The 21,538-nt window shown below is 36.4% G+C and carries 20 protein-coding genes and 2 tRNA genes; 6 read left to right on the forward strand and 16 right to left on the reverse strand.

All coding sequences use genetic code 11. The annotated features are described in order from the left end of the window. The first annotated feature begins 235 nt into the window (after positions 1-235). The 5 genes from hydA (at position 236) to AC23L6_RS00575 (ending at position 6,604) form a co-directional block, all read left to right on the forward strand. Complete coding sequence (gene hydA / locus AC23L6_RS00555) at positions 236-1,618, forward strand: dihydropyrimidinase (protein ID WP_487560340.1); 1,383 nt, start codon at positions 236-238, stop codon at positions 1,616-1,618. A 77-nt stretch (positions 1,619-1,695) separates the two neighbouring features. Beyond that, on the forward strand, positions 1,696-2,562 hold the full coding sequence (locus AC23L6_RS00560; protein WP_487560341.1) for a nitrilase-related carbon-nitrogen hydrolase: 867 nt from the start codon (positions 1,696-1,698) through the stop codon (positions 2,560-2,562). A gap of 47 nt (positions 2,563-2,609) precedes the next feature. After that, positions 2,610-3,995, forward strand: coding sequence for an NAD(P)-dependent oxidoreductase (locus AC23L6_RS00565; RefSeq protein ID WP_487560342.1), 1,386 nt, complete (start codon positions 2,610-2,612; stop codon positions 3,993-3,995). Between the two features lie 12 nt (positions 3,996-4,007). Further along, positions 4,008-5,276: an NAD-dependent dihydropyrimidine dehydrogenase subunit PreA gene (gene preA / locus AC23L6_RS00570; RefSeq protein WP_487560343.1), complete on the forward strand. Its 1,269-nt coding sequence runs from the start codon at positions 4,008-4,010 to the stop codon at positions 5,274-5,276. Positions 5,277-5,368: 92 nt separating this feature from the next. After that, entirely contained in the window at positions 5,369-6,604 is a 1,236-nt protein-coding gene (locus AC23L6_RS00575; protein WP_487560344.1) for a M20 family metallo-hydrolase, read from the forward strand. 416 nt (positions 6,605-7,020) lie between these two features. Here the strand turns inward: AC23L6_RS00575 and AC23L6_RS00580 are convergent, their stop codons facing one another. The 16 genes from AC23L6_RS00580 to rseP all read right to left on the reverse strand — a co-directional run bounded on the left by AC23L6_RS00580 (position 7,021) and on the right by rseP (position 20,295). After that, entirely contained in the window at positions 7,021-7,968 is a 948-nt protein-coding gene (locus AC23L6_RS00580) for a transglutaminase family protein (protein ID WP_487560345.1), read from the reverse strand. A gap of 3 nt (positions 7,969-7,971) precedes the next feature. Then, on the reverse strand, positions 7,972-8,925 hold the full coding sequence (locus AC23L6_RS00585) for an alpha-E domain-containing protein (RefSeq protein WP_487560346.1): 954 nt from the start codon (positions 8,923-8,925) through the stop codon (positions 7,972-7,974). A gap of 30 nt (positions 8,926-8,955) precedes the next feature. Then, positions 8,956-10,380, reverse strand: coding sequence for a circularly permuted type 2 ATP-grasp protein (locus tag AC23L6_RS00590; RefSeq protein WP_487560347.1), 1,425 nt, complete (start codon positions 10,378-10,380; stop codon positions 8,956-8,958). A gap of 389 nt (positions 10,381-10,769) precedes the next feature. Further along, a complete protein-coding gene (locus AC23L6_RS00595) occupies positions 10,770-11,468 on the reverse strand; it encodes a hypothetical protein (RefSeq protein WP_487560348.1) in 699 nt (232 codons plus the stop codon). 29 nt (positions 11,469-11,497) lie between these two features. Continuing rightward, positions 11,498-12,292: an urease accessory protein UreD gene (locus AC23L6_RS00600; protein ID WP_487560350.1), complete on the reverse strand. Its 795-nt coding sequence runs from the start codon at positions 12,290-12,292 to the stop codon at positions 11,498-11,500. After that, a complete protein-coding gene (gene ureG, locus AC23L6_RS00605) occupies positions 12,289-12,924 on the reverse strand; it encodes an urease accessory protein UreG (protein ID WP_487560351.1) in 636 nt (211 codons plus the stop codon). Before ureG ends, AC23L6_RS00600 begins: the two co-directional genes overlap by 4 nt. 109 nt (positions 12,925-13,033) lie before the next feature. Continuing rightward, entirely contained in the window at positions 13,034-13,717 is a 684-nt protein-coding gene (locus AC23L6_RS00610; RefSeq protein WP_487560352.1) for an urease accessory protein UreF, read from the reverse strand. After that, positions 13,714-14,202: an urease accessory protein UreE gene (locus AC23L6_RS00615; protein WP_487560353.1), complete on the reverse strand. Its 489-nt coding sequence runs from the start codon at positions 14,200-14,202 to the stop codon at positions 13,714-13,716. Before AC23L6_RS00615 ends, AC23L6_RS00610 begins: the two co-directional genes overlap by 4 nt. After that, positions 14,202-15,923, reverse strand: a complete 1,722-nt coding sequence (gene ureC / locus AC23L6_RS00620; RefSeq protein ID WP_487560354.1) for an urease subunit alpha — start codon at positions 15,921-15,923, stop codon at positions 14,202-14,204. Before ureC ends, AC23L6_RS00615 begins: the two co-directional genes overlap by 1 nt. A gap of 3 nt (positions 15,924-15,926) precedes the next feature. After that, complete coding sequence (ureB, locus tag AC23L6_RS00625; RefSeq protein ID WP_487560355.1) at positions 15,927-16,286, reverse strand: urease subunit beta; 360 nt, start codon at positions 16,284-16,286, stop codon at positions 15,927-15,929. Continuing rightward, positions 16,283-16,585, reverse strand: a complete 303-nt coding sequence (gene ureA, locus AC23L6_RS00630; protein ID WP_487560356.1) for an urease subunit gamma — start codon at positions 16,583-16,585, stop codon at positions 16,283-16,285. Before ureA ends, ureB begins: the two co-directional genes overlap by 4 nt. Positions 16,586-17,069: 484 nt before the next feature. Next, positions 17,070-17,663: a heavy metal-binding domain-containing protein gene (locus AC23L6_RS00635; protein WP_487560357.1), complete on the reverse strand. Its 594-nt coding sequence runs from the start codon at positions 17,661-17,663 to the stop codon at positions 17,070-17,072. 660 nt (positions 17,664-18,323) lie between these two features. Continuing rightward, a complete protein-coding gene (locus AC23L6_RS00640) occupies positions 18,324-18,566 on the reverse strand; it encodes a hypothetical protein (RefSeq protein WP_487560358.1) in 243 nt (80 codons plus the stop codon). Between the two features lie 108 nt (positions 18,567-18,674). After that, positions 18,675-18,746 (reverse strand) — tRNA-Arg (locus AC23L6_RS00645). A 46-nt stretch (positions 18,747-18,792) separates the two neighbouring features. Further along, positions 18,793-18,866 (reverse strand) — tRNA-Asn (locus tag AC23L6_RS00650). A gap of 82 nt (positions 18,867-18,948) precedes the next feature. Then, positions 18,949-20,295, reverse strand: coding sequence for an RIP metalloprotease RseP (gene rseP / locus AC23L6_RS00655; protein WP_487560359.1), 1,347 nt, complete (start codon positions 20,293-20,295; stop codon positions 18,949-18,951). A 174-nt stretch (positions 20,296-20,469) separates the two neighbouring features. Here rseP and AC23L6_RS00660 point away from each other — a divergent pair, with 174 nt between their 5' ends. Then, the gene (locus AC23L6_RS00660; RefSeq protein ID WP_487560360.1) at positions 20,470-21,534 is read left to right on the forward strand and encodes an NADH:flavin oxidoreductase/NADH oxidase; all 1,065 of its coding nucleotides are present in this window, start codon (positions 20,470-20,472) and stop codon (positions 21,532-21,534) included. The last annotated feature ends 4 nt before the right edge of the window (positions 21,535-21,538 follow it).

A 21,538-nucleotide genomic window follows, 5' to 3' on the forward strand; every position in this document is an offset into this window, starting at 1 on the left:
CATAGGGTTGGTGGTGATTAGATGCAGGTATAAATTGGAGGTTGAATGGTTGAAGGTTTTGAAACACATAGACCTGTCTGCCGACAGGCAGAGACATAGAATGCTTTTTGTGAAGAAAGAAAGAGATAGAAAAATTAATTTTTTCACACAGGTAGGGCATCTCTGGGAAGTAAAGCTTTTTTGTACTAATTTTAAATGGTTCAAAAAATAAATTAAAAGATTAAAAAATAAAATTATGTCAATACTGATTAAAAACGGAAGAATTATCACAGCCACAGACGATTATGTAGCTGATATTTATATAGAAGGAGAAACCGTTCAAGCGATAGGAACTAATTTAGACATCAAAGCCGATGAGGTAATTGATGCTACTGGAAAATTAGTGATGCCAGGAGGGATTGATCCTCATGTGCATTTAGAAATGCCTTTTATGGGAACCTTTAGTAGTGATACCTATGAAACGGGAACTCGTGCTGCTTTGTTTGGTGGCACAACTACTGTAATCGATTTTATTCTTCAAACGCAAGGAAAAAGTCTGCAATCGGCATTGAACGAATGGAAAGGTAGAAGTGATAACAATGCAGTAGGCGATTACAGTTTTCACATGGCCGTGACTGATTTTAATGAAGACACCAAAAAGGAGATTCAACATTTTATTGAAGTTGAAGGCATTACTTCTTTCAAAACCTTTATGGCTTATAAAGGGGCTTTGATGATTGACGACCGACAGATGATTGGTTTGATGCAAGAAGTTAAAAAACATGGCGGAATGATTAATGTTCATGCTACCAATGGCGATATGATTGATTATTTGATAGCCAAACATAAGTCCGAAGGTAAATTGGCTCCCTTGTATCATTATTTGTCTCAACCCGAAGTTACCGAAGCAGAGGCTAGTAGTCGTTTTGCTGATATGGCTGATTATACAGGCTGTTCAGGATATATTGTGCATTTAACTTGTGAAGGGGCTTTGAATGCCGTTCGTTTTGCCACCAGAAGAAATCAACACGTATTTGTAGAAACCTGTATCCAATATTTGATATTAGATGCTAGTTTGTATGAACAAAATTTTGAAGGAGCCAAATGGGTTATGAGTCCGCCACTTCGTGAGAAGAAAGATCAGGAAACGCTATGGGCTGGATTGAATCAAGGATTGGTTAACGTTGTGGCAACAGATCATTGCCCGTTTATGTGGGAGCAAAAGTTGATGGGTAAGGATGATTTTTCTAAAATTCCCAACGGACACCCCGCTATTGAAAACCGTATGGAATTGCTTTTTAGCGAAGGAGTAAGCAAAGGAAAAATCACCTTAAATAAATACGTAGAAGTAGCGAGTACCAATGCGGCTAAAATCTTTGGAATGTTTCCTAAAAAAGGAACTATTGCCATAGGTAGTGATGCCGATATTATTCTTTTAGACCCTAATGAAAAACATACTTTGTCTGCCAAAACGCATCATATGAATGTAGATTACAGTGGTTATGAAGGATGGGAATTGACCGGAAAAGTGAAGACCGTTTTGTTGAGAGGAAAGGTAGTGATTGACAATAATGAGTGTAAGGTGCAAAAGGGCTATGGTCAGTTTGTGAGAAGAAATAAAGTACAAGGAAAAATCTAAAATGAGTTTATAGTTTTTGGTTTGTTGTTTATAGTTATAACCACAAACCACAAACCTTAAACGACAAACTATAAATTATGGCAAGAATTGTAAAATCAGGTTTAATTCAGTTGAGTTTGGCCAAAACAGAGGGAGAAGGAACCATTCCAGAGATAATGGAAGCCATGTTGCAAAAACATATTCCTTATATTGAGGAGGCAGGAAGACAAGGAGTTCAAATTCTTTGTTTTCAGGAAATTTTCAATACACCCTATTTTTGTCCTGGACAAGATAGCGCTTGGTATGCCTCGGCAGAAACAGTACCAGGACCTACAACAGAAAGAATGCAGGTGTATGCTAAGAAATATAACATGGTAATAATTGTTCCTGTGTATGAAAAAGAACAGGCGGGAGTCTATTATAACACTGCTGCTGTTATTGATGCTGATGGTACTTATTTAGGCAAATATCGTAAAAATCATATTCCGCAAACGGGAGGTTTTTGGGAGAAATTCTTTTTTAAACCGGGTAATTTAGGCTATCCTGTTTTTCAAACGAAATATGCCAAGGTGGGGGTCTACATCTGTTACGACCGTCATTTTCCTGATGGAGCTCGATGCTTGGGCTTGAATGGTGCTGAAATTGTGTACAATCCATCTGCTACAACCGTTGGGCAATCTCAATATTTATGGAAATTAGAGCAACCCGCTCACGCTGTGGCAAATGGCTATTTTATGGGATGCATCAACCGTGTAGGAGAAGAAAAACCATGGAATTTAGGACGCTTTTATGGCACTTCTTATTTTGTAAATCCGTTAGGGCAGATTATTGCGTGTGCTTCTGAAGATAAAGACGAACTACTGGTCGCTGAATTTGATTTGGATTTGATTGAACAAATTCGAGGGAAGTGGCAATTTTATAGAGATAGAAGACCAGAGACGTATCGTGAAATCACGGCACCGTAACACAAAAAAACTATTAAAAATTAAACCAAAGAATAAAACGAAATACTATGAGTATAAAAAACAATCGATTAACCACTGCTGAATATCAAGAAAACTTTTCTGATATTCATCCACCGTTTGAAACTCCAGATGCAGCCTTGGTAGAAGCCAACCGTTGTTTGTTTTGCTACGATCCCCCTTGTATGAAGTCGTGTCCGACCTCAATCAACGTTCCTAAGTTTATCAAACAAATTGCTACAGAAAACATCAAAGGTTCTGCCCACACTATTTTTTCTTCTAATATTATGGGAGCGGGTTGTAGTAAGGTATGCCCAGTTGAAAAATTATGTGAGGGAGCTTGTGTATATAATTTGATGCATGAAACGCCGATACACATTGCTAAATTACAGCGCTATTCTACTGAAAAAGCTCTAGAAAATAAATGGCAATTGTTTGAACGCAAACCATCCATAGGGAAAAAAGTAGCGATTGTTGGTGCTGGTCCTGCAGGTTTGAGTTGTGCTCACACGCTAAGCAGAGAAGGAATTGACGTTACTATTTATGAAAAAGAAAGCAAAGGTGGTGGATTGATGACCTACGGAATTGCAGCCTATAAAGTTACTCCTGAATTCTGTGAAGATGAGGTGAATTACATCACATCGATAGGTGGAATAGACATCAAATACAATCAAGAATTAGGAAAAAATATCACTGTAGAAGAGTTGCAAAGCAATTATGATGCAGTCTACATGGCTTTTGGTGTAGGTCTAGCTCGTCAATTGGAAATTCCTGGCGAACATTTAGAAGGCGTAGAAGATGCGATTTCTTTCATTTATGAATTGCGTTCTAATGATTATTCTAAAATTGCTGTTGGAGATAAAGTAGCCGTAATTGGAATGGGTATGACTGCCATTGATGCTGCTACTCAAGCTAAACGTTTGGGAGCTTCTGAAGTGACTTTGGTGTACCGAAGAACACAAGAGGAAATGCCTTGTACAGAACATGAATTGAATATCGCGAAATTAGACGGTTGCAACATTATTTGGTTGGCAGCTCCAAAAGAGGTGCTAGGAAAAGATGGAAAAGTAACTCATTTGGTTTGTGATAAAATGCATTTGGGAGCCCCTGATGCTAGTGGCAGAAGAAGTCCAATTGCTTCAGGAGAAACGTTTACTTTAGAAGTGGATATGGTTATTAAAGCAGCAGGTCAAATGCCATTTGAAAGTTTGGTTTCCAATAATGCTATTGCAAACAATAAAGGTAAAATTACGGTAGAAAATAAATCTGCAACCAATTTAAAAGGCGTTTTTGCAGGTGGAGATTGTGTCAATGGTGGACGCGAAGTCGTTGATGCAGTTCAAGCTGGAAAAGATGGAGCCGCAGCGATAGTAAAATACATCATTGGACCAGATTACATCCTTGAGTCCGAATTAAAACCAACCTTCAACAATTAATAGTCAAAAGTTATGGCAGATATATCAACAGATTTTTTAGGCATAAAATCACCCAATCCATTTTGGTTAGCAAGTGCACCTCCTACCGATAAATTAATCAACGTCGTTCGTGCTTTTGAAGCCGGATGGGGTGGTGTCGTATGGAAAACCCTTGGGTCACAAGTAAAAAATGTTTCCTCTCGTTATTCCTCAGTAAATTACGGTGGAAAACGTATGATGGGTTTCAATAATATTGAATTAATCAGCGACCGACCATTAGAAATTAACCTTCGTGAAATTACGGAAGTAGTTAAAATGTTCCCTGACAGAGCGATGATTGTTTCGCTTATGGCGGACAATGATAGAAAATCTTGGCACGAACTTATTAAAAAATGCGAAGATGCAGGAGCAATGGGATTCGAATTGAACTTTGGTTGTCCTCATGGAATGACTGAAAGAGGGATGGGAGCAGCTGTAGGTCAAGACCCAGAAATCGCCAAAATGGTGGTAGAATGGGTAATGGAAAAAGCAACAATTCCTGTTATTACAAAGCTAACGCCTAACGTACACTCTGTGGTACCAACAGCAAGAGCAGCCGTAGAAGGAGGAACTAACGCCTTGAGTTTAATCAACACCATTCAGAGTGTAACAGGAGTTGATTTGGATACGCTTGTGCCGAATCCTTATGTGGCAGGGAAAAGTGTTTTTGGTGGTTATTGTGGTCCAGCAGTAAAACCAATCGCTTTGAAAATGTTAACTACAGTTTCTCAAGATGCTTTAGCTTCTAAAGTGCCTATTTCTGGAATTGGAGGGGTTAGTACATGGAAAGATGCAGTTGAATTCATGCTTTTAGGAGCTACTTCAGTGCAGGTGTGTACTGCTGCGATGAATCATGGTTTCCGAATTGTAGAGGATATGTGCGAAGGATTGAGCAACTGGATGGATGAAAAGGGCTATCAAAAAACTACAGATTTTATTGGTAAATCCGTAGAGAAAATTACGCATTGGGAAGATTTGGATATCAATTACCATCACATTGCAAAAATCAACCAAGATAAATGCATTCACTGTGGCTTATGTTATATTGCTTGTGAAGATACTTCGCATCAATCTATTAATGTAGAAAGAGGTACTCCTTATAACAACTATACTGTTAAAGAAGAAGAGTGTGTGGGTTGTAATTTGTGTAAACTAGTTTGCCCAGTAGATAATTGTATTACTATGGAAGAACATCGTGTGGCTCCAGAGTATGTGAATTGGAAAGATTGGCAAAGAGAAGGGCGTCCGTTGAATGATCATTAAAAAGAAGAAAGAAAATAGAGAATAGAATACAGAGTAAAGAGTTAGTGATAACTCTTTGTTCTATATTCTATGCTCTTTACTCTAAAAAATATATGAAGATAAATTCTCAAAGACTACAGCAGCATTTTGAAGCGATGAGCTTAATTGGAAAAATTGAAGAAACGGGAACCTGTCGTCCCGCTCATACTGAATTAGAAAAAAAAGGATTTGAATTAGCAGCCTCTTGGATGAAGGCTGCAGGAATGACTACTCGTATTGATAATTTCGGAAATTTAATAGGAAGACTGGAAGGTAAAAATCCTAAATTACCTGTTTTAATGATGGGTTCTCATTTGGACTCTCAGCCTTATGGAGGTCGTTTTGATGGAGTAGCAGGTGTTTTATGTGCCATTGAAGTAGTGACAACACTACATGAAAATGGTATTGTACCAGAAAGAAGTATTGAAGTCATTTCCTTTGCTGATGAAGAAGGATGGCGTTTTAACAAAGGCTTATTCGGTTCTCGAGGAATTCTAGGTAAATTAGAAGAAGGAGAATTAGAGCGTGCGGATAAAGACGGGATTACAAGAGGACAAGCCTTAACGGCTTTTGGTTGTGATATTACCCAATTTAAAGCATCCGAATATCAGCCGGGAAGTATTTTTTGCTTCTTAGAATTGCATATTGAGCAAGGACCTGTTTTGGATTTGGCTCACAAACCCATTGGAGTAGTTTCAGGGATTTCAGGACCCATATGGTGGACTGTAAAATTGAAAGGAATGGCTGGACACACAGGTTCTGTACCAATGCCTATTCGGAAAGATGCTTTGGTTGGCGCAGCTGAAATTATTGTTGCGGTTAATGAAATAGCCAATCAAATACCGGGTGCTCCTACTGTTGGTTCTGTTGGAACCATCAATGTTTTTCCAGCTTCTAGAAATATTATCCCTGAAGAGGTGGTGTTTACTATCGATTTGAGAGATATTGATTTAGAAAGAAGAAATCGCTACGAAAAACAATTGTTAGAGCGTATAGAGTCTATCACTAAAAAGCATCAGCTTAGCTATTCTATCTCTGAAGATACTAGAAGCGACCCACGCTATTGTGCCGATTGGATTAAAGAAATTATTCATAACGAATGTAAGGCATTAGAACTAGATGCTCCTGAATTGATGAGCGGTCCTTTTCACGATGCTTTGGCTTTATCCTATGCTTGCGACTATGGAATGATTTTCGTGCGTTGTAAAGATGGTATTAGTCATAATCCGTTAGAGTATTCTTCGTATGAAGATTTAGCTCTTGGTGCCAATGTGATGTTGGGGACAGTAGTTGAAATTTTGAAGAAATAAAGATTAATTTTTTTATTGAATAGTATTATACCAAATAGAGGACCGTCAGAAATGAAGGTCTTTTTGTTTTTAGCTTCAAAAATAAAATTTCGCTTTCGTGTCAGAATTATATTCACTATTCCCACAAAGGCGCAAAGGCGCAATCTTTTGAGAGTTTTCTTTTCAACTTAAAGGCTTTATGAGAAATATAGTATATCACAATTTGCGAAACTACGCTATCAAATAAACGGTGTACATATCTGAGTAGTCTGAGTTAGTAGCTATCTACTTTACAAACGTTATGATTTGTTTTCTAATGTAAGTAGGTAGTTTTGAAGGAATAAGGTTTAAAAGTTACTCGAATAATCCTATTTAATTGAGGATTATTCGAGTTAACCAACCAATAAACACATAAACAAAATTTTATAAGAATGGACTTACTGCTGCTGTTGGTGCAGTAACTCGATGTGATCCAGTTGCTTTTTTTCTTCTATGGTTGCTTCTTCCAGAAGGACATTATTTATTTCCTCAAAGTGTCTCCCATCTTCATAGCCTACAGAAACACTTACCGATAATGTTTGTCGTGCCAATCCTTTAAAGGTACCTTTAACAGGAGTACAATCGTAAAAATTTTTACCTACAGAAAGTCGGATGTGGTTGTCCATTGTCCAAATATTGTTGGTAGGGTCTAGTCCTAGCCATCCTTGAGTTGGGGTGTAAATTTCAACCCAAGCGTGAGTAGCTCCTTCTCCTCTAAGACCGCTTTCGTTAGGGCAAATGTAACCGCTGACATACCTTGAGGGAATTCCTACTGTTCGTAAGAGTTGCAACAATACATGTGCGAAATCTTGGCAAACTCCTTTCTTCATGGCTAGTATTTCATCTACAGTGGTTTCTACATTTGTTATTCCTTTGGTATAGGTAAAATTCTCATAGATGTATTGATTGCATCGCCGAGCAATTTCAATAACAGGTTTGTTTTCGCAATCAATTTTCTTCAGGATAGCATTAATCTTGTTTTGTTTTTGGATTGTTTCGGGATAACTAAGGCGTAACAATAGCACACTTTTTTGTTTCTCTATTTCTAAATCGGCTACGGTTGTCAAGTCGATTTCTGGGATTTTCAAGGAATGATTCACTCGAACCGACATTCTCGATTCAATGGTCATTTCGGAATGTGCTTCTAAATTATTGAAATTACCCACTCTATTGCCATAGTAATCTTTTGAAATTTCTACATCAGGATTGTTAGTGATGAGGAGTTCGTATTGAAGCACATCTTGGTTTTCGAAATTGTGAGGAAACAATCGTATTTCGTTTATGCTTTCTTTTATTGGCCAATTGTATTGGTACTTTGTGATGTGAACTATTTTGAAAATCGCCATTTTTTATGTGTATGAGAAAAATAATTTTGAAAAATCGGTTGAGAACTGCGTCAATTGCTCTTTGGTATTTTTGAGTAAATTTTCAAGCTCTTTATTTGTTAAATAGTGATAATCTGTAAATTCGATATAGCTTTTAAGTCGTCCAAATTGGTTTTGTAAGGTTCTGGCCTCAGATAATGTATTGTCTTTGAAAAGAAAATCTAGGTAGGTATCTATTAATTCTAACGTATAAATTACAGAATGGGCAAATTCTCTATTGAAAACTACTTGTTGTACTACTTTGCGATTGTGAGGAATATTGCTGTAGCTTTTTAGGTACAACTCATAGCCAGAAAGCGACAAAAGAAGTCTTCGCCAATACAATAAATCTTCTTCTCCGTCTAAGTCGTAACCAATAGGGTTATAATAGGCTTGGGTTAAGGAAATGGTTTGTAGGCATCTTTCAATATGTTTTCCAATACTTGAGAAACACCATCCTAAACCTCTGGGCATGGTAACATGAAGAATACCGTTGTAAAGCAGTAAATCTTTGTTGAGTTTGGTAATAATACTTAACGCATCATAGGTTTCTAGTTTTTTCGGTAACTCAGGGTCATTCATAAAATGATACAGCGAATTGATGTGTTCCCAAAGTTCTTTGGTTATCTTGTCTTGTGAACCTCTCGCATTCTCTCGTGCTTTGATTACCAAGTTTTTAACAGAGTTCTGATTCAAATTGTCGCAGATGATGTATTTTAAAACAAAATTAGTGTTGTACTGTGCCTGAATTATTTGCTGACGGGATAAATCGGTATAGTATTCTAATAGCGGCTTGTATCCCTGTGAGTCGTTCATTTCTTTGTCAAAAGATAAAATATACAAGGTGTTTAATGTTAACAACATCCCGTCGGTTCTTTCCATGTATCTGTTGAGCCAAAACATTCCGTCTGCTACTCTACTAAGCATATTTACTTTCATTTTTTGATTTTTTTAAAGAGTAACTTCATTTTATTTTATAATCCAAGTGTCTTTACTACCACCGCCTTGAGAGGAATTTACCACTAAAGAGCCTTCTTTTAAGGCAACTCGGGTTAATCCACCGGGTACAATTTCAACTCCATTAGGTCCACAAAGCGCATAGGGTCTCAAATCGACGTGACGCAATTTGAGTTCACCATCAATCAAGCAAGGCACCGTGCTGAGTTGAATGATGGGTTGTGCTATAAAGTTTCTAGGATTGTTGAGAATAGCAACCTTAGCTTTTTTCAATTCTTGTTCAGTAGCTTTATTACCCATTATCATTCCGTAACCGCCACTTTGATTGGTTTCTTTGATTACCATATTTGCCATGTCTGCAAAAACGATTTCTCGTTCTTCGGAATTTTCCATTTGATAGGTAGGAACGTTTTTTAGAATTGGTTCTTCGTTGAGGTAGTACTTAATCATTTTTGGCACATAGGCATATACCGCTTTATCATCGGCAACACCGTTTCCTACTGCGTTTACTAGAGCTACATTTCCTTTTTTATAAGCGCTTATCAATCCAGGTACTCCTAATGTGCTGTCGGGTTTAAAAACCAAAGGGTCTAAATATTCGTCGTCCAAGCGTCTGTAAATTACATCTACTTGATGCAGTCCAGAGGTGGTTTTCATGTATACTTTACAGTTGTTCACCACCAAATCTCTTCCTTCCACTAGCGGAATTCCCATTTGTCTTGCCAAAAAGGTATGTTCGTAATAAGCAGAATTGTAAATTCCGGGAGTTAACAGCACAACGTTAGGATTTGAGATGCTTCTAGGAGATAAAGAAACCAGAATATTATGCAAAATCATAGGGTAGTTGCTCACCATGCTCACATGATTTGATGTAAGCATTTTAGGGAAAATACGTTTGCTAATTTCTCTATTTTCGAGCATATAACTCACTCCACTGGGGCATCTTAAGTTGTCTTCCAGAACATAAAATTCACCTTTTGCACCTCGAATAAGGTCTATTCCAGCTATGTGCACATGGATATTATGCGGTACCTTAATGCCGTGAACTTCTTGAATATAATGCGGACATGATGCAATTAAAGAAGCAGGGATGATTCCGTCTTTTACAATATGTTGTTCGTTATAAATGTCTTCTAAGAATAAATTTAGGGCTTTTAGTCGTTGCTTGATACCCACTTCAACTTCATTCCAATCTTCTTGAGTGATGATTCTTGGTATAATATCAAAAGGGAAAATTCTTTCAATACCTTGATTGTCATCAGAATAGACCGTAAACGTTATCCCTTGAGACATAAAAAATTCGGCAGCTTGTTTTTGTTTTACTTCAAGCCTATCTTTACTTAGACTTTGTAACGTTTGCAACACCTGTCTGTAGGAATTGCGAACCCCTTTACTAGAAAACATCTCATCCCAACCATTAGGATTAATTTTTGGCATCAACTCCATTTATTTTTTATTAAAAATTCATTGTTTAATCAATTTTAACTAAAAAACTAATCGTTTTTAGCTAAAATAATAATTTAAATTTTTAAAAAAGGGTATTTCGTTGTAAATTCTATAATTTATGTATAATTCATTTTTTTGCTATTTATTTTTTAATGAATTCGTTTTTTTAGTGCTCATTTTTTTCATTCTATTATTTAACAAAAAATAGAATCGATTGTTTTATATAAGGTGTAGTTTTTTTAAATACTAAAATTTACTAAATAGCGCTATAAAAATAGGGGTATGCTATTAAAAAGTGTGTTTTTATAATGAGTGATGTAAAATATAAAATCAGAAAGATGTTAAAAAAAACAGTAGATTTTGAGGTGTAGGGAAGAAGATTACCATTCTAAAAATACCATACCAATTCCACAAATTAAGATAATACTAGCACTGATGGTTTCAAGGTATTTTTCGTAGTTTTTAAAGTTGAACAAATGGGCTCCAAAATAGCCAATAAGAACCATTAGTAGCATGGTAAGAACCGTTGAAAAAGTATACAACAGTATCAATATTCCTACCTCGTCTAAAGAATAATGTATTGAAGGGTAAATGATAAGTGGAATCATGGGTTCGCTAGGTCCAGAAGCAAATATAAAGAACATGACCCAAGGTGTTACTTTGTATTTTTTATTAGGTTGGATATTTTCTCCGTGTTGGTGTTCAAAGACATAGATTTCGCCTTCTTCTGAGGCGTCAAAATGCTTGTGTATTTTATTTTTATTGAGATTGTATAGAGCATATAGTAAATATAGGACTCCGAAACCAAGCAGCATCCAGGCAGCAAATCCCCCACGTATTTCTTCAATATGAAAGGTTTGCTTAATAGACCAACCTAAAAATATTCCAATTGCTCCTAGCAGAACAGAACTCAACACGTGAGCAATCCCACATAATGCAGTCCACGCTATGGTTTTGTTAAGGCTCCACCTTTTTGAACGAGATAGCACAATAAAAGGCAGGTAATGATCAGGACCACTGAAGGTGTGAACAGCACTTATAGATAAAACAGTGAGGATTAAAAGTTGAAATTCAGACATTATGGAAGTTAGAGATTAGAAGTGGGAAATTAGAAGTTTTCAGTTTGTACTTCAAGAAAATATTTTTGGCTTAACTCTTTCAACAACAAAAATAATTTTTCAGAGTTTTGACTCAGAATTTTAATAATCAGTCCATTTCCACTTGTTTCTGAGGTCCCAAAAAGGATGTCTTTTTTTTCAGAAAGAAACTCATCGCAACGATTTTTTCTATTTTTTATATCGGTTTGTTCATTAAAATAGATCAGGCTGGCTTGATGGGTGTGCCCTTCTAATTGACCAATTGATAGTGGATTCATTTCGGATGGATTCATGTAAAGATTCTCAAAAACGACTAATTTCCCCTTTTTATAGATTGCTGTTGTATTTTGAAATTCGGTAAATTCAAATTCTTCACCGTTTAATTTTCGTCCACAAGTAAGGATTTCTCCCCAAATCAAGTTAGCATTTTCTTCCAAATAGATGGTGTTTTCTGCTTTGTAATTCGACTCTTTGTGAGGCACCATTGGATGAGGAATGTAGTGCAAAAAACCGTTTTTTTTAACGTCGACTTTCATCTTTTGTGACGCACTTCCTTGCATGGTGAATATGCGTTGATAGGATTGGGTGGAGAATTCTAATTGGCAATTTTCTTGAACACTTATCTCAAAATCATAGCAGTCGCCATCTAAGATTCCCGGTGAAGAACTCATAAGCATTAGCTCCAAAACAGGCGAATTTTTATCCTCTCGAATTTCAGCTACTTTGAAAGGTGTTGTATGATAGGCTGATTTTAGATGAGTGATTTCGTTGCGTAAATAAGTATCAATTTTTACGGTTGCAATCATCTCCAGAGTTTAGGTTCTTCGACTTCTTCCATCAAGGCGTATTTTTTAATCCAACCTATAACATCAAAAAGTCCTTCTTTCTTCATCAGGTTTGTAAATACAAATGGTTTGCCGTTGCGCATTTTTCTTGCATCTCGTTCCATAACTCCTAAATCGGCATTCACATAAGGCGCTAGGTCAATTTTATTAATCATTAACAAGTCACTACGAGTAATGCCTGGACCACCTTTTCGAGGAATTTTATCGCCTTCGGCCACGTCAATTACAAATATGGTCAGGTCGGCCAAGTCAGGACTAAAAGTTGCCGAAAGATTGTCGCCGCCACTTTCTATAAATACCAATTCCATTTCAGGGAATCGTTCCGCTAATTCTTCAACAGCCTCCAAATTCATACTAGCATCTTCGCGAATAGCAGTGTGGGGGCAACCTCCTGTTTCCACTCCAATGATTCTATCGGAAGGGAGTAAGCTTTTTTTGGTTAAAAAATCGGCATCTTCTTGGGTATAAATATCATTGGTAATCACACCGATGGAGTAGGTATCGGCCAATTCTCGGGTTAACTTTTCGATTAAAGCCGTTTTGCCTGAACCTACTGGCCCTGCAATTCCTATTTTTATGTATTTTCTGTTCATTTTTATTTTTTTAATTTGGTTCTCGATACTTTTTTGTTCCGCTTTACTTCACAAAAAAACTCGAACTGACGGTTCACTTCTAACTTCTCATTTCTAACTTCTATCTTACTTATGACATGTACAATCGAGAATATAAATTTTCATGCTGCATCGAACGGATATCAAAGCCTACTGAACTTTTTCCTAACAGCGCTTCGTTGGGAGCTAATGCTTTTTCTGTCAATTCTTCCAATAAAGGAAGTATTTCAAATAACAATTTTTGACCTGAATCTTGACTTAGGGGAATTAATTTCACCGCATTAGTAATGTAGCCAATGGCTGTGTTATAAAAAAATCCTTCCAAGGCTTCTTTCTTTGAAATTTTTAGTTCGTGTGCATAGATTCCGAATAAGATGCAATAATGCCCAAACATTTCTTTGTTCTTTACTGCCTCTTCAATTTGAAAAGTAATGGGCGATTGTATCGTAGGATTGAATATTTTCATTAAACGCGTTCCTAGTTTTTGGCTGGCATTACGAATTTCTTTAGTCAATTTTGATGCCTGACAAAGAGTATCTAATTCGAGTATTCTATCCCAATTTTGATTCGAACAAGCTTCATACACTAAGCTCACAAAAGCCGCTTCGTTGTTCAAAATAGAATGAGAAAGAATTTGAGTCAAAAATACGTTCATCGTTTCTGGTGAATTGACAATTTCCTTTTGGGTGTAAGTTTCTAGTCCAGAGGAATGTGAAAATCCGCCAATGGGCAAGGTAGGGTCGCACAAATGCAAAAGGTGTAATTGGGAACTCATTCTTTTTGTGTTAAATTCATAATCTTAGAGAATAGAGTTCCGCTTTCACCGTGAGGAACAACACTTGTTTTTAAAGGATTTAACAAGGCTCTTTTTTCTTGATATACTTCAAATCCCATAGCAGTAAGTTGTCGAAAAAGCGGTTTTTCAAAAGGCACGAGCAACTCTTCCGATTCGTAAAACAAGGGTAGGTGTTTGTTTCCAATTTCATAACAAATGGAAGCGGTTTCAAAATTATTTTTGGGTTTTATCACTAGGCATTCACAAGGAAGAATTTGTATAGTGTAGTCTTTTCCTTGTTCTTGATGAATAATTTCCCCTTGTTGTAAATTTGGATTTTCCTGTAAAAATTTGAATCGGAAAGCCTTTCCGTCACGAGCGGTTTTGTGTTGAATGCGTTTGTTGGTTTCAAACCATTCCAAGTCAATCCAAATCGTCTCGGAATTAGGGTTTAAAATGGGTTGAGGCTTATGAGTAATCAGCATTAAAATAAAAAATAGCGTTGGGTTAATGGCAATTCTTTTGCGGGTTCGCAAGTGATTTTCTCACCATCTACTTTTACCTCATAGGTTTCTGGATTGACTTCGATGTTTGGCGTTTTATCGTTGTGAATTAAATCCTTCTTGCCAATATTACGGCAGTTTTCTACAGGTAAAACAATTTTATTTAATTCGTAACTCTCAATAGTTTTGTTTTCAATGGAAATTTTAGAAACAAAGGTAATGCAGGTTTTGTGCAAGGCTTTTCCGTAGGCTCCAAACATAGGTCTGTAAATGACTGGTTGAGGCGTTGGAATTGAAGCATTTGGGTCGCCCATTCTTCCAGCTATTATCATGCCTCCTTTGATAATTAACTCGGGTTTCACACCAAATAGGGCAGGTTTCCAAAGAATAATATCGGCAAATTTACCTTTTTCCAGCGAACCTACATGCTTGGAAATTCCATGCGAAATGGCGGGGTTGATGGTATATTTAGCAATATATCTTTTTACTCTAAAATTATCATTGTTGTTGGATTTGTCTTCTTCTAAAAATCCACGTTGTACTTTCATTTTGTGGGCCGTTTGCCAAGTTCTAGTGATTACCTCTGAAACTCTTCCCATGGCTTGAGAATCGCTACTCATCATGCTAAAAACCCCCATGTCTTGCAGAATATCTTCGGCAGCTATGGTTTCTGGACGAATTCTAGAATCGGCAAAAGAAACATCTTCAGGAACCGATTTATCCAAATGATGACACACCATTAACATGTCGAGATGTTCATCGATGGTATTAATCGTATACGGTCTTGTTGGGTTGGTACTGGAAGGTAACACATTGGGATACATGGCCGATTTTATAATATCTGGTGCATGACCTCCTCCGGCACCTTCAGTGTGAAAGGTGTGAATTACTCGACCATTTATAGCGTTGATGGTATCTTCTAAAAAACCACTTTCATTTAAAGTGTCGGTATGAATTGCCACTTGTATGTCTAGTTGATCCGCTACTTTTAAAGAAGCATCTATGGTTGCAGGAGTCGCTCCCCAATCTTCGTGGATTTTTATTCCTAAAGCGCCTGCTTCTATTTGCTCCACTAGTGGTTCAACTGTTGAACAATTTCCTTTACCAAAAAATCCTAAGTTCATTGGGAATGCTTCTGCAGATTCTAACATCTTTTGAATGTTCCAAGCCCCAGGTGTAACGGTGGTAGCGTTGGTTCCATCGGCAGGACCCGTTCCACCACCTATCATTGTTGTTACCCCACTGTATAAAGCGTGGTCGATTTGCTGCGGACAAATGAAATGAATGTGAGTATCAATTCCACCAGCGGTAGCGATTAGTCCTGCTCCACCATGAACTTCAGTTGAAGCACCAATAATCATACTAGGGGAAACTCCATCCATGGTATCGGGATTTCCTGCTTTTCCAATGCCGACAATTTTACCGTCCTTGATTCCGATATCACCTTTAACAATTCCCCAATGATCAATGATCATTACGTTTGTAATTACAAAATCCAAAACCCCTTCATTACGGGTTGCTCTTGCGGATTGTGCCATGCCATCACGAATGGTTTTTCCACCACCAAATTTGGCTTCTTCACCATAAACGGCAAAATCTTTTTCTATTTCTATGAATAATTCGGTGTCGCCTAAACGGACTTTGTCGCCTATGGTAGGTCCGAACATGTTGGCATATTTTATTCTATTAATGTGTGTACTCATGATTTACCCTTTCAAAAATTCATTCATTTTTTTCTCAATAGCATTCAAATTAGCAGCATCAATTGTTCCGTCTACCAAATTGTTGAAACCCACTACGGTTTTTGTGCCTCCTATTTCGACTAATTCTACTTGCTTTTCTTCACCAGGCTCAAAACGAACAGCTGTTCCAGCAGCTATATTTAATCGCATTCCGAGCGTCTTCATTCTGTCAAAATTCATTTTCTTATTCACTTCAAAAAAATGGAAGTGGGAACCAATTTGAACGGGTCTATCGCCAGTATTGATAACGTCTAGGAGTAGTGTCTTTTTATCACAATTGGCTTCAATAGCCTCGCTTTTTAAAATGTATTCGCCTGGTATCATTTGATAGGATTATGAACGGTTACTAATTTAGTTCCATCAGGGAAAGTGCCTTCTATTTGAATATCGTGAATCATTTCGGGAACACCTTCCATCACTTCATCTCGTGTCAGAATTGTTGTGCCATAGTGCATTAATTCGGCAACGCTTTTTCCATCGCGAATGGCTTCTAACAATTCGGAACTGATTAATGCAATGGTTTCGGGGTAATTTAATTTTAGACCTCTTTTTCTTCTTTTCTGAGCCAATTCTCCTGCGGTATGTAGCAGTAGTTTTTCTATTTCTTTGGGAGTTAGATGCATTTCTTAATCGTATTAAAAATTTTTGGGAATAGGAATGGAAATATAATTTGCTTTTGTTTTATGTCTTAATCCCACGTAAAATTAGGGGTATTATTTTAAAAAAGTCCTATTTCAGCTTATTTTTTATCATTTTAACAGGAGTAGTAATTATTTTGTTAAAAAATATTGATTTTGATAAGTAGAATTAAATATTTTGTAAATGATGTAATTTAAAGATGTTATGACATTTATGGTTATTATAAGTTTAATAAAAGCAAACATTAAAAATTTTAAACCATTAAGAGATTTAAGAAAATTAAGTCTTAATTATCTTATAGCTAATGCTTTGGAGAGGAACGGGCAAAGCAAACTTAACTTTCTTAATGGTTAAAAAAATCAACCTAGCTTATATTCATAAATGGTATCATATCTATAATATACAAAGTAAGCCTATTTAATCATAATGATTAAATAGGCTTACTTTTTGACAAAAAGAACTATTTTTCTATTTTTCTTTCATTTTCATGCCACACTTAGGACATTTTCCTGGTTCATTAGAGGTTGTTCCATCCATAGAACAAACGTATTTTGTAATTGTTTTAGTTCTAGGCTGACTTCCTTTGGTAGCGTGAGTGTCCATTTTTTCAGTGGTTTTTGTCATCATCATTCCACATTTAGAGCATTTACCCGCTTTATCAGAAGTTGTCCCATCCATAGAACAAACGTATTTTGCAACTGTTTTAGTTCTAGGCTGACTTCCTTTGGTGGCGTGAGTGTCCATTTTTTCGGTGGTTTTCGTCATCATCATTCCACATTTAGAGCATTTTCCAGCTTTATCGGAAGTTGTTCCATCCATAGAGCAAACATACTTTGTTACTATTTTACTTTTAGGCTGACTTCCTTTGGTGGCGTGAGTGTCCATTTTCTCGGAAGTTTTGACCATCATCATTCCACATTCGGGACATTTTCCAGATTTTAAACTCATTTGATCATGGTGCATTGGGCATACATAAGTTGTTTTTTTGGACTCATCTTTTTGAGCAGACGCTCCTAAACTAACTGCTAAGAATACGCTTAGTACGATTATTATATTTTTCATTTTTAGATTTTTTAAATAGGTAATTACTTTGTCAAATTTCTGAATTTGACACACTTTTGGCTATCAGAAATTATATTTAGCTTATTTTTGGGATGAACCAAAGAAAGTAATAACTAGAAGAAATAAAAGTATTTAAATCGTAAAACCGTTGTTTTTCTGGAGAAAAATTAAAAGAAGTGTTATTTGAAATTATTCCGTTAATTGAAACAAGTGTGTTACAAGTAGATGAACACCCGCATTTTGAATGACCACACTTCCTATCACAGCCTTCGTGATTTTTGTCTTTGGAATGAATGTTGCAGCAGTATGCTTTTCTTGTCAGAGCGCTGGTTTGTGTGTTACAATTGTTTTTTTCGCTTTTATAGGCAGTAGTAGTCCCACATGCAAAAGTAAAATTTGGCAAGAGCAAGAAATTAAAAAAAATAAATAGTATGATATCAATTTTTTTCATCTCTACAAGAATCTACTCAAAGATAAGAAAAACGGAACAGGAGTAGCATTAACGTTATGTTAAAATATAATAGGGGATTTTTTTATTGCCAATTATAACCTTTCAATTAATTCAGGCATTCCGTTACATCTTCAGATACAATTGCCTGTAACTACTTTTTATCGTTTTAAACGAAGATTTTTTAATGCTTCTATAAATGATTTACGAGATTATTTGTCATTTAAACCCATCCTAAAGCCAAACATAGCTGCGACCAATCCCAAATGTACGAATAGAATTATCTTTTGCCAAATGGGTCTATCCTTCCATTTTTGTTCTGTATCAAAGGGGTCGAATGCTAGCCCAATCCCAAGAGAAGTGGCTGATTGCATGTAATCGTTTGTAAAAAAAGCTTGATACAAGCCCAATACTAAAAACCCGATATACAAGTACTTATTAAATGGTGTTTTCATAGCGTTTTTTGTTGTACTAGTAGCAAATTTGGATAAAATGTTACAGGTGAACTCCAATTTCTATGAAATGGGATAAAGCCTCAATATTTTTGAGAGCATTCATTTTAGTAGCCTCGTCGGGAATCGAACCCGAATCTAAAGTTTAGGAAACTTCTATTCTATCCGTTGAACTACGCGGCCAAAACTAAAAAAGCCTCTACATCTCTGTAAAGGCTTTTTCTTGTTGCTCCCCCTCTTGGGCTCGAACCAAGGACCCTCTGATTAACAGTCAGATGCTCTAACCAACTGAGCTAAGGAGGAAGATGTATATCTTTTAAGCGGTTGCAAATATAAGTGTAAAATTAGTTTTCACAAATAAAATGCAATAAAATTTTAAAAAAAATTATTTCCCAACAATCGCTTTGTAGATATCATTGCCATTGGCAAATACCAGTAAGCTAATAAGCAGAACAAAACCAACCATTTGGGCATTTTCCATGAACTTGTCACTTGGTTTTTTACCACTTATCATTTCGTACAATAAAAACATAACATGACCTCCGTCAAGGGCTGGGATTGGCAGTAAATTCATCACTCCAAGCATAATGGAAAGTAGGGCGGTAATGCTCCAAAAAGCTTCCCAGCTCCAAGTGTTAGGGAAAATATTAAAAATAGCGGCGAAACCACCCACACCTTTATAGGCGCCAGTGCTAGGATTAAAAATAAGTTGTAATTGCTTACCATAGCCAATTAATTGGTTCTTCCCTTTTTCAATTCCTATCGGGAAAGATTCAAAAAAGCCATAGTCTTGTTCGCTAATAGGATATAATCCTAATTTTTGTAAGTTGTCATAAGGAAGTCTGCCAGCATAGCCTATTCCCATTTTTGCACTATCGTTTACTGACAATGTTAGCACCACTTCTTTGTCATCACGTTTTACAATTACGGGAACTTTTTTACCCTTAACCTCTTTAATTAAATCAAATAATTCATCTGCGTATTTGATAGGTGTTCCGTTAAAATTAATGATAATATCTTTGGGTTGAATAGCAGTTTTATTTGGAGAACTTTCTTCGGCACCAGTCACAACAAAAGGCACTCTTAACTCTACAATAGAAATTTTCCCTCCTTTCATCAATTTGTCAATAAAATCTACCGGCAAAGCGACTTTTTGTTCTGTTCCATTGCGTTCAATAGTAACTTCTTTTCCGAGAAGAATCTTTTCGTTGATTTCGTCAAATTTGTTGATTTTGTTGCCATCAACAGCGAGGATTTTATCACCTGTTTTAATTCCAACTTTTTCAACAACAGGATTAGCAACCCAAACACCATCCTTTACTTCAGCATTTTTAATATACAAATCACCATACGTAAAAGTCATTCCGATGTAAATGATAAAAGCCAAAATAAAGTTTACTGTAACACCACCTAACATAATAATTAAACGTTGCCAAGCTGGTTTTGAACGAAATTCCCAAGGCTGTGGAGGCAAAGCCATTTGTTCTTTGTCCATACTTTCGTCTATCATTCCTGATATTTTTACGTATCCACCTAATGGTAACCAACCGATTCCGTATTCCGTATCGCCAATTTTCTTTTTTAGTAAAGAGTATTTTATATCAAAGAATAAGTAGAATTTTTCGACTCTAGTTTTAAATAATTTAGCAGGTATAAAATGCCCTAATTCGTGCAGTATGATTAGTAAGGATAAACTCAATAAAAATTGAGACAACTTGATAACGATTTCCATTTTTTAATTTTCAGTTTCTAAATAACGCACAAAAGTAAGGTTTTCTATTTATTTATTGCAGTATATTATTATCGGTAGGGATTTAAATGTTTGTTAAATATGGGAATTTGAATTTTAACTGTAAACAATGTCTCGTAAATTTACTTTTTATTTATATCACTTAAAGATTCTTTTATGTTGTCAAAATTATTCTCATCGCTTCAAATAAAAAATAGTACTCTTAAAAATAGAATTGTGATTTCTCCAATGTGTCAGTATTCTTCTGAGGACGGTTTTGCTAACGATTGGCATTTGGTCCATCTTGGAAGTAGAGCCACAGGAGGCGCAGCATTAATTATACAGGAAGCAACTGCTGTTTCGCCTGAAGGTAGAATTTCACCAGAGGATTTAGGTCTTTGGAAAGACGAGCATGTTGAAAAATTGCAACGTATTAACAATTTTATCGAATCTCAAAATGCGATTCCAGGAATCCAATTAGCACATGCAGGAAGAAAAGCAAGTGTTTCTGCACCATGGAATGGCAATAAAAAATTAGACGAAAGTCAAGGCGGATGGAATACCGTTGCGCCAAGTTCTGTTGGTTATCACGATAACGAGAAACCACCTATTGCATTAGATTTAGCAGGGATACAAAAAGTAATATCCGATTTTAAAGCAGCGACTAAAAGAGCCTTGCAAGCTGGTTATAAAGTTTTAGAAATACACGCCGCCCACGGTTATTTGTTACATGAGTTTCTCTCTCCTTTATCCAATTTCAGAACTGATTCTTATGGCGGAAGTTTTGAAAACAGGATTCGTTTGGTTTTAGAAATTTTGGAAGCAGTGCAATCCGAATGGCCTTCAGATTTACCTTTATTTGTAAGAATCTCTGCAACCGATTGGGCAGATGGCGGTTGGGATATTGACGAATCTGTTAAGTTGTCAATGATTTTAAAAGAAAAAGGTGTCGATTTAATTGATGTATCATCTGGTGGATTGGTGTCACATCAAAAGATTCCGTTAGGACCAAAATATCAGGTTCCATTTTCTGAAAGAATCAAAAATGAAGTTGGAATTTTAACAGGAGCAGTAGGTTTAATCACCACTGCGACTCAAGCGGAATCTATTGTAAATTCGGGTGAGGCAGACCTTGTTTTGTTTGCCAGAGAATCCTTACGCAATCCTTATTTGGCGTTAGATTTTGCCAAGGAATTGGGAGTTGATGTAGAATGGCCAAAACAATATGAAAGAGCAAAATAACCTA

The organism is Flavobacterium sp. R1_16 (assembly GCF_057652095.1).

Bases quoted from the DNA above. Each gene is read 5' to 3' on its own strand.
- AC23L6_RS00585 (WP_487560346.1), bottom strand. From the start codon at position 8,925: ATGAAAGTAAATATGCTTAGTAGAGTAGCAGACGGAATGTTTTGGCTC.
- AC23L6_RS00560 (WP_487560341.1), top strand. From the start codon at position 1,696: ATGGCAAGAATTGTAAAATCAGGTTTAATTCAGTTGAGTTTGGCCAAA.
- AC23L6_RS00600 (WP_487560350.1), bottom strand. From the start codon at position 12,292: ATGATTGCAACCGTAAAAATTGATACTTATTTACGCAACGAAATCACT.
- AC23L6_RS00565 (WP_487560342.1), top strand. From the start codon at position 2,610: ATGAGTATAAAAAACAATCGATTAACCACTGCTGAATATCAAGAAAAC.
- rseP (WP_487560359.1), bottom strand. From the start codon at position 20,295: ATGGAAATCGTTATCAAGTTGTCTCAATTTTTATTGAGTTTATCCTTA.
- preA (WP_487560343.1), top strand. From the start codon at position 4,008: ATGGCAGATATATCAACAGATTTTTTAGGCATAAAATCACCCAATCCA.
- hydA (WP_487560340.1), top strand. From the start codon at position 236: ATGTCAATACTGATTAAAAACGGAAGAATTATCACAGCCACAGACGAT.
- AC23L6_RS00640 (WP_487560358.1), bottom strand. From the start codon at position 18,566: ATGAAAACACCATTTAATAAGTACTTGTATATCGGGTTTTTAGTATTG.
- ureB (WP_487560355.1), bottom strand. From the start codon at position 16,286: ATGATACCAGGCGAATACATTTTAAAAAGCGAGGCTATTGAAGCCAAT.
- ureC (WP_487560354.1), bottom strand. From the start codon at position 15,923: ATGAGTACACACATTAATAGAATAAAATATGCCAACATGTTCGGACCT.
- AC23L6_RS00635 (WP_487560357.1), bottom strand. From the start codon at position 17,663: ATGAAAAATATAATAATCGTACTAAGCGTATTCTTAGCAGTTAGTTTA.
- ureA (WP_487560356.1), bottom strand. From the start codon at position 16,585: ATGCATCTAACTCCCAAAGAAATAGAAAAACTACTGCTACATACCGCA.
- AC23L6_RS00615 (WP_487560353.1), bottom strand. From the start codon at position 14,202: ATGCTGATTACTCATAAGCCTCAACCCATTTTAAACCCTAATTCCGAG.
- AC23L6_RS00595 (WP_487560348.1), bottom strand. From the start codon at position 11,468: ATGTCTGAATTTCAACTTTTAATCCTCACTGTTTTATCTATAAGTGCT.
- AC23L6_RS00575 (WP_487560344.1), top strand. From the start codon at position 5,369: ATGAAGATAAATTCTCAAAGACTACAGCAGCATTTTGAAGCGATGAGC.
- AC23L6_RS00590 (WP_487560347.1), bottom strand. From the start codon at position 10,380: ATGCCAAAAATTAATCCTAATGGTTGGGATGAGATGTTTTCTAGTAAA.
- AC23L6_RS00660 (WP_487560360.1), top strand. From the start codon at position 20,470: ATGTTGTCAAAATTATTCTCATCGCTTCAAATAAAAAATAGTACTCTT.
- AC23L6_RS00580 (WP_487560345.1), bottom strand. From the start codon at position 7,968: ATGGCGATTTTCAAAATAGTTCACATCACAAAGTACCAATACAATTGG.
- AC23L6_RS00610 (WP_487560352.1), bottom strand. From the start codon at position 13,717: ATGAGTTCCCAATTACACCTTTTGCATTTGTGCGACCCTACCTTGCCC.
- ureG (WP_487560351.1), bottom strand. From the start codon at position 12,924: ATGAACAGAAAATACATAAAAATAGGAATTGCAGGGCCAGTAGGTTCA.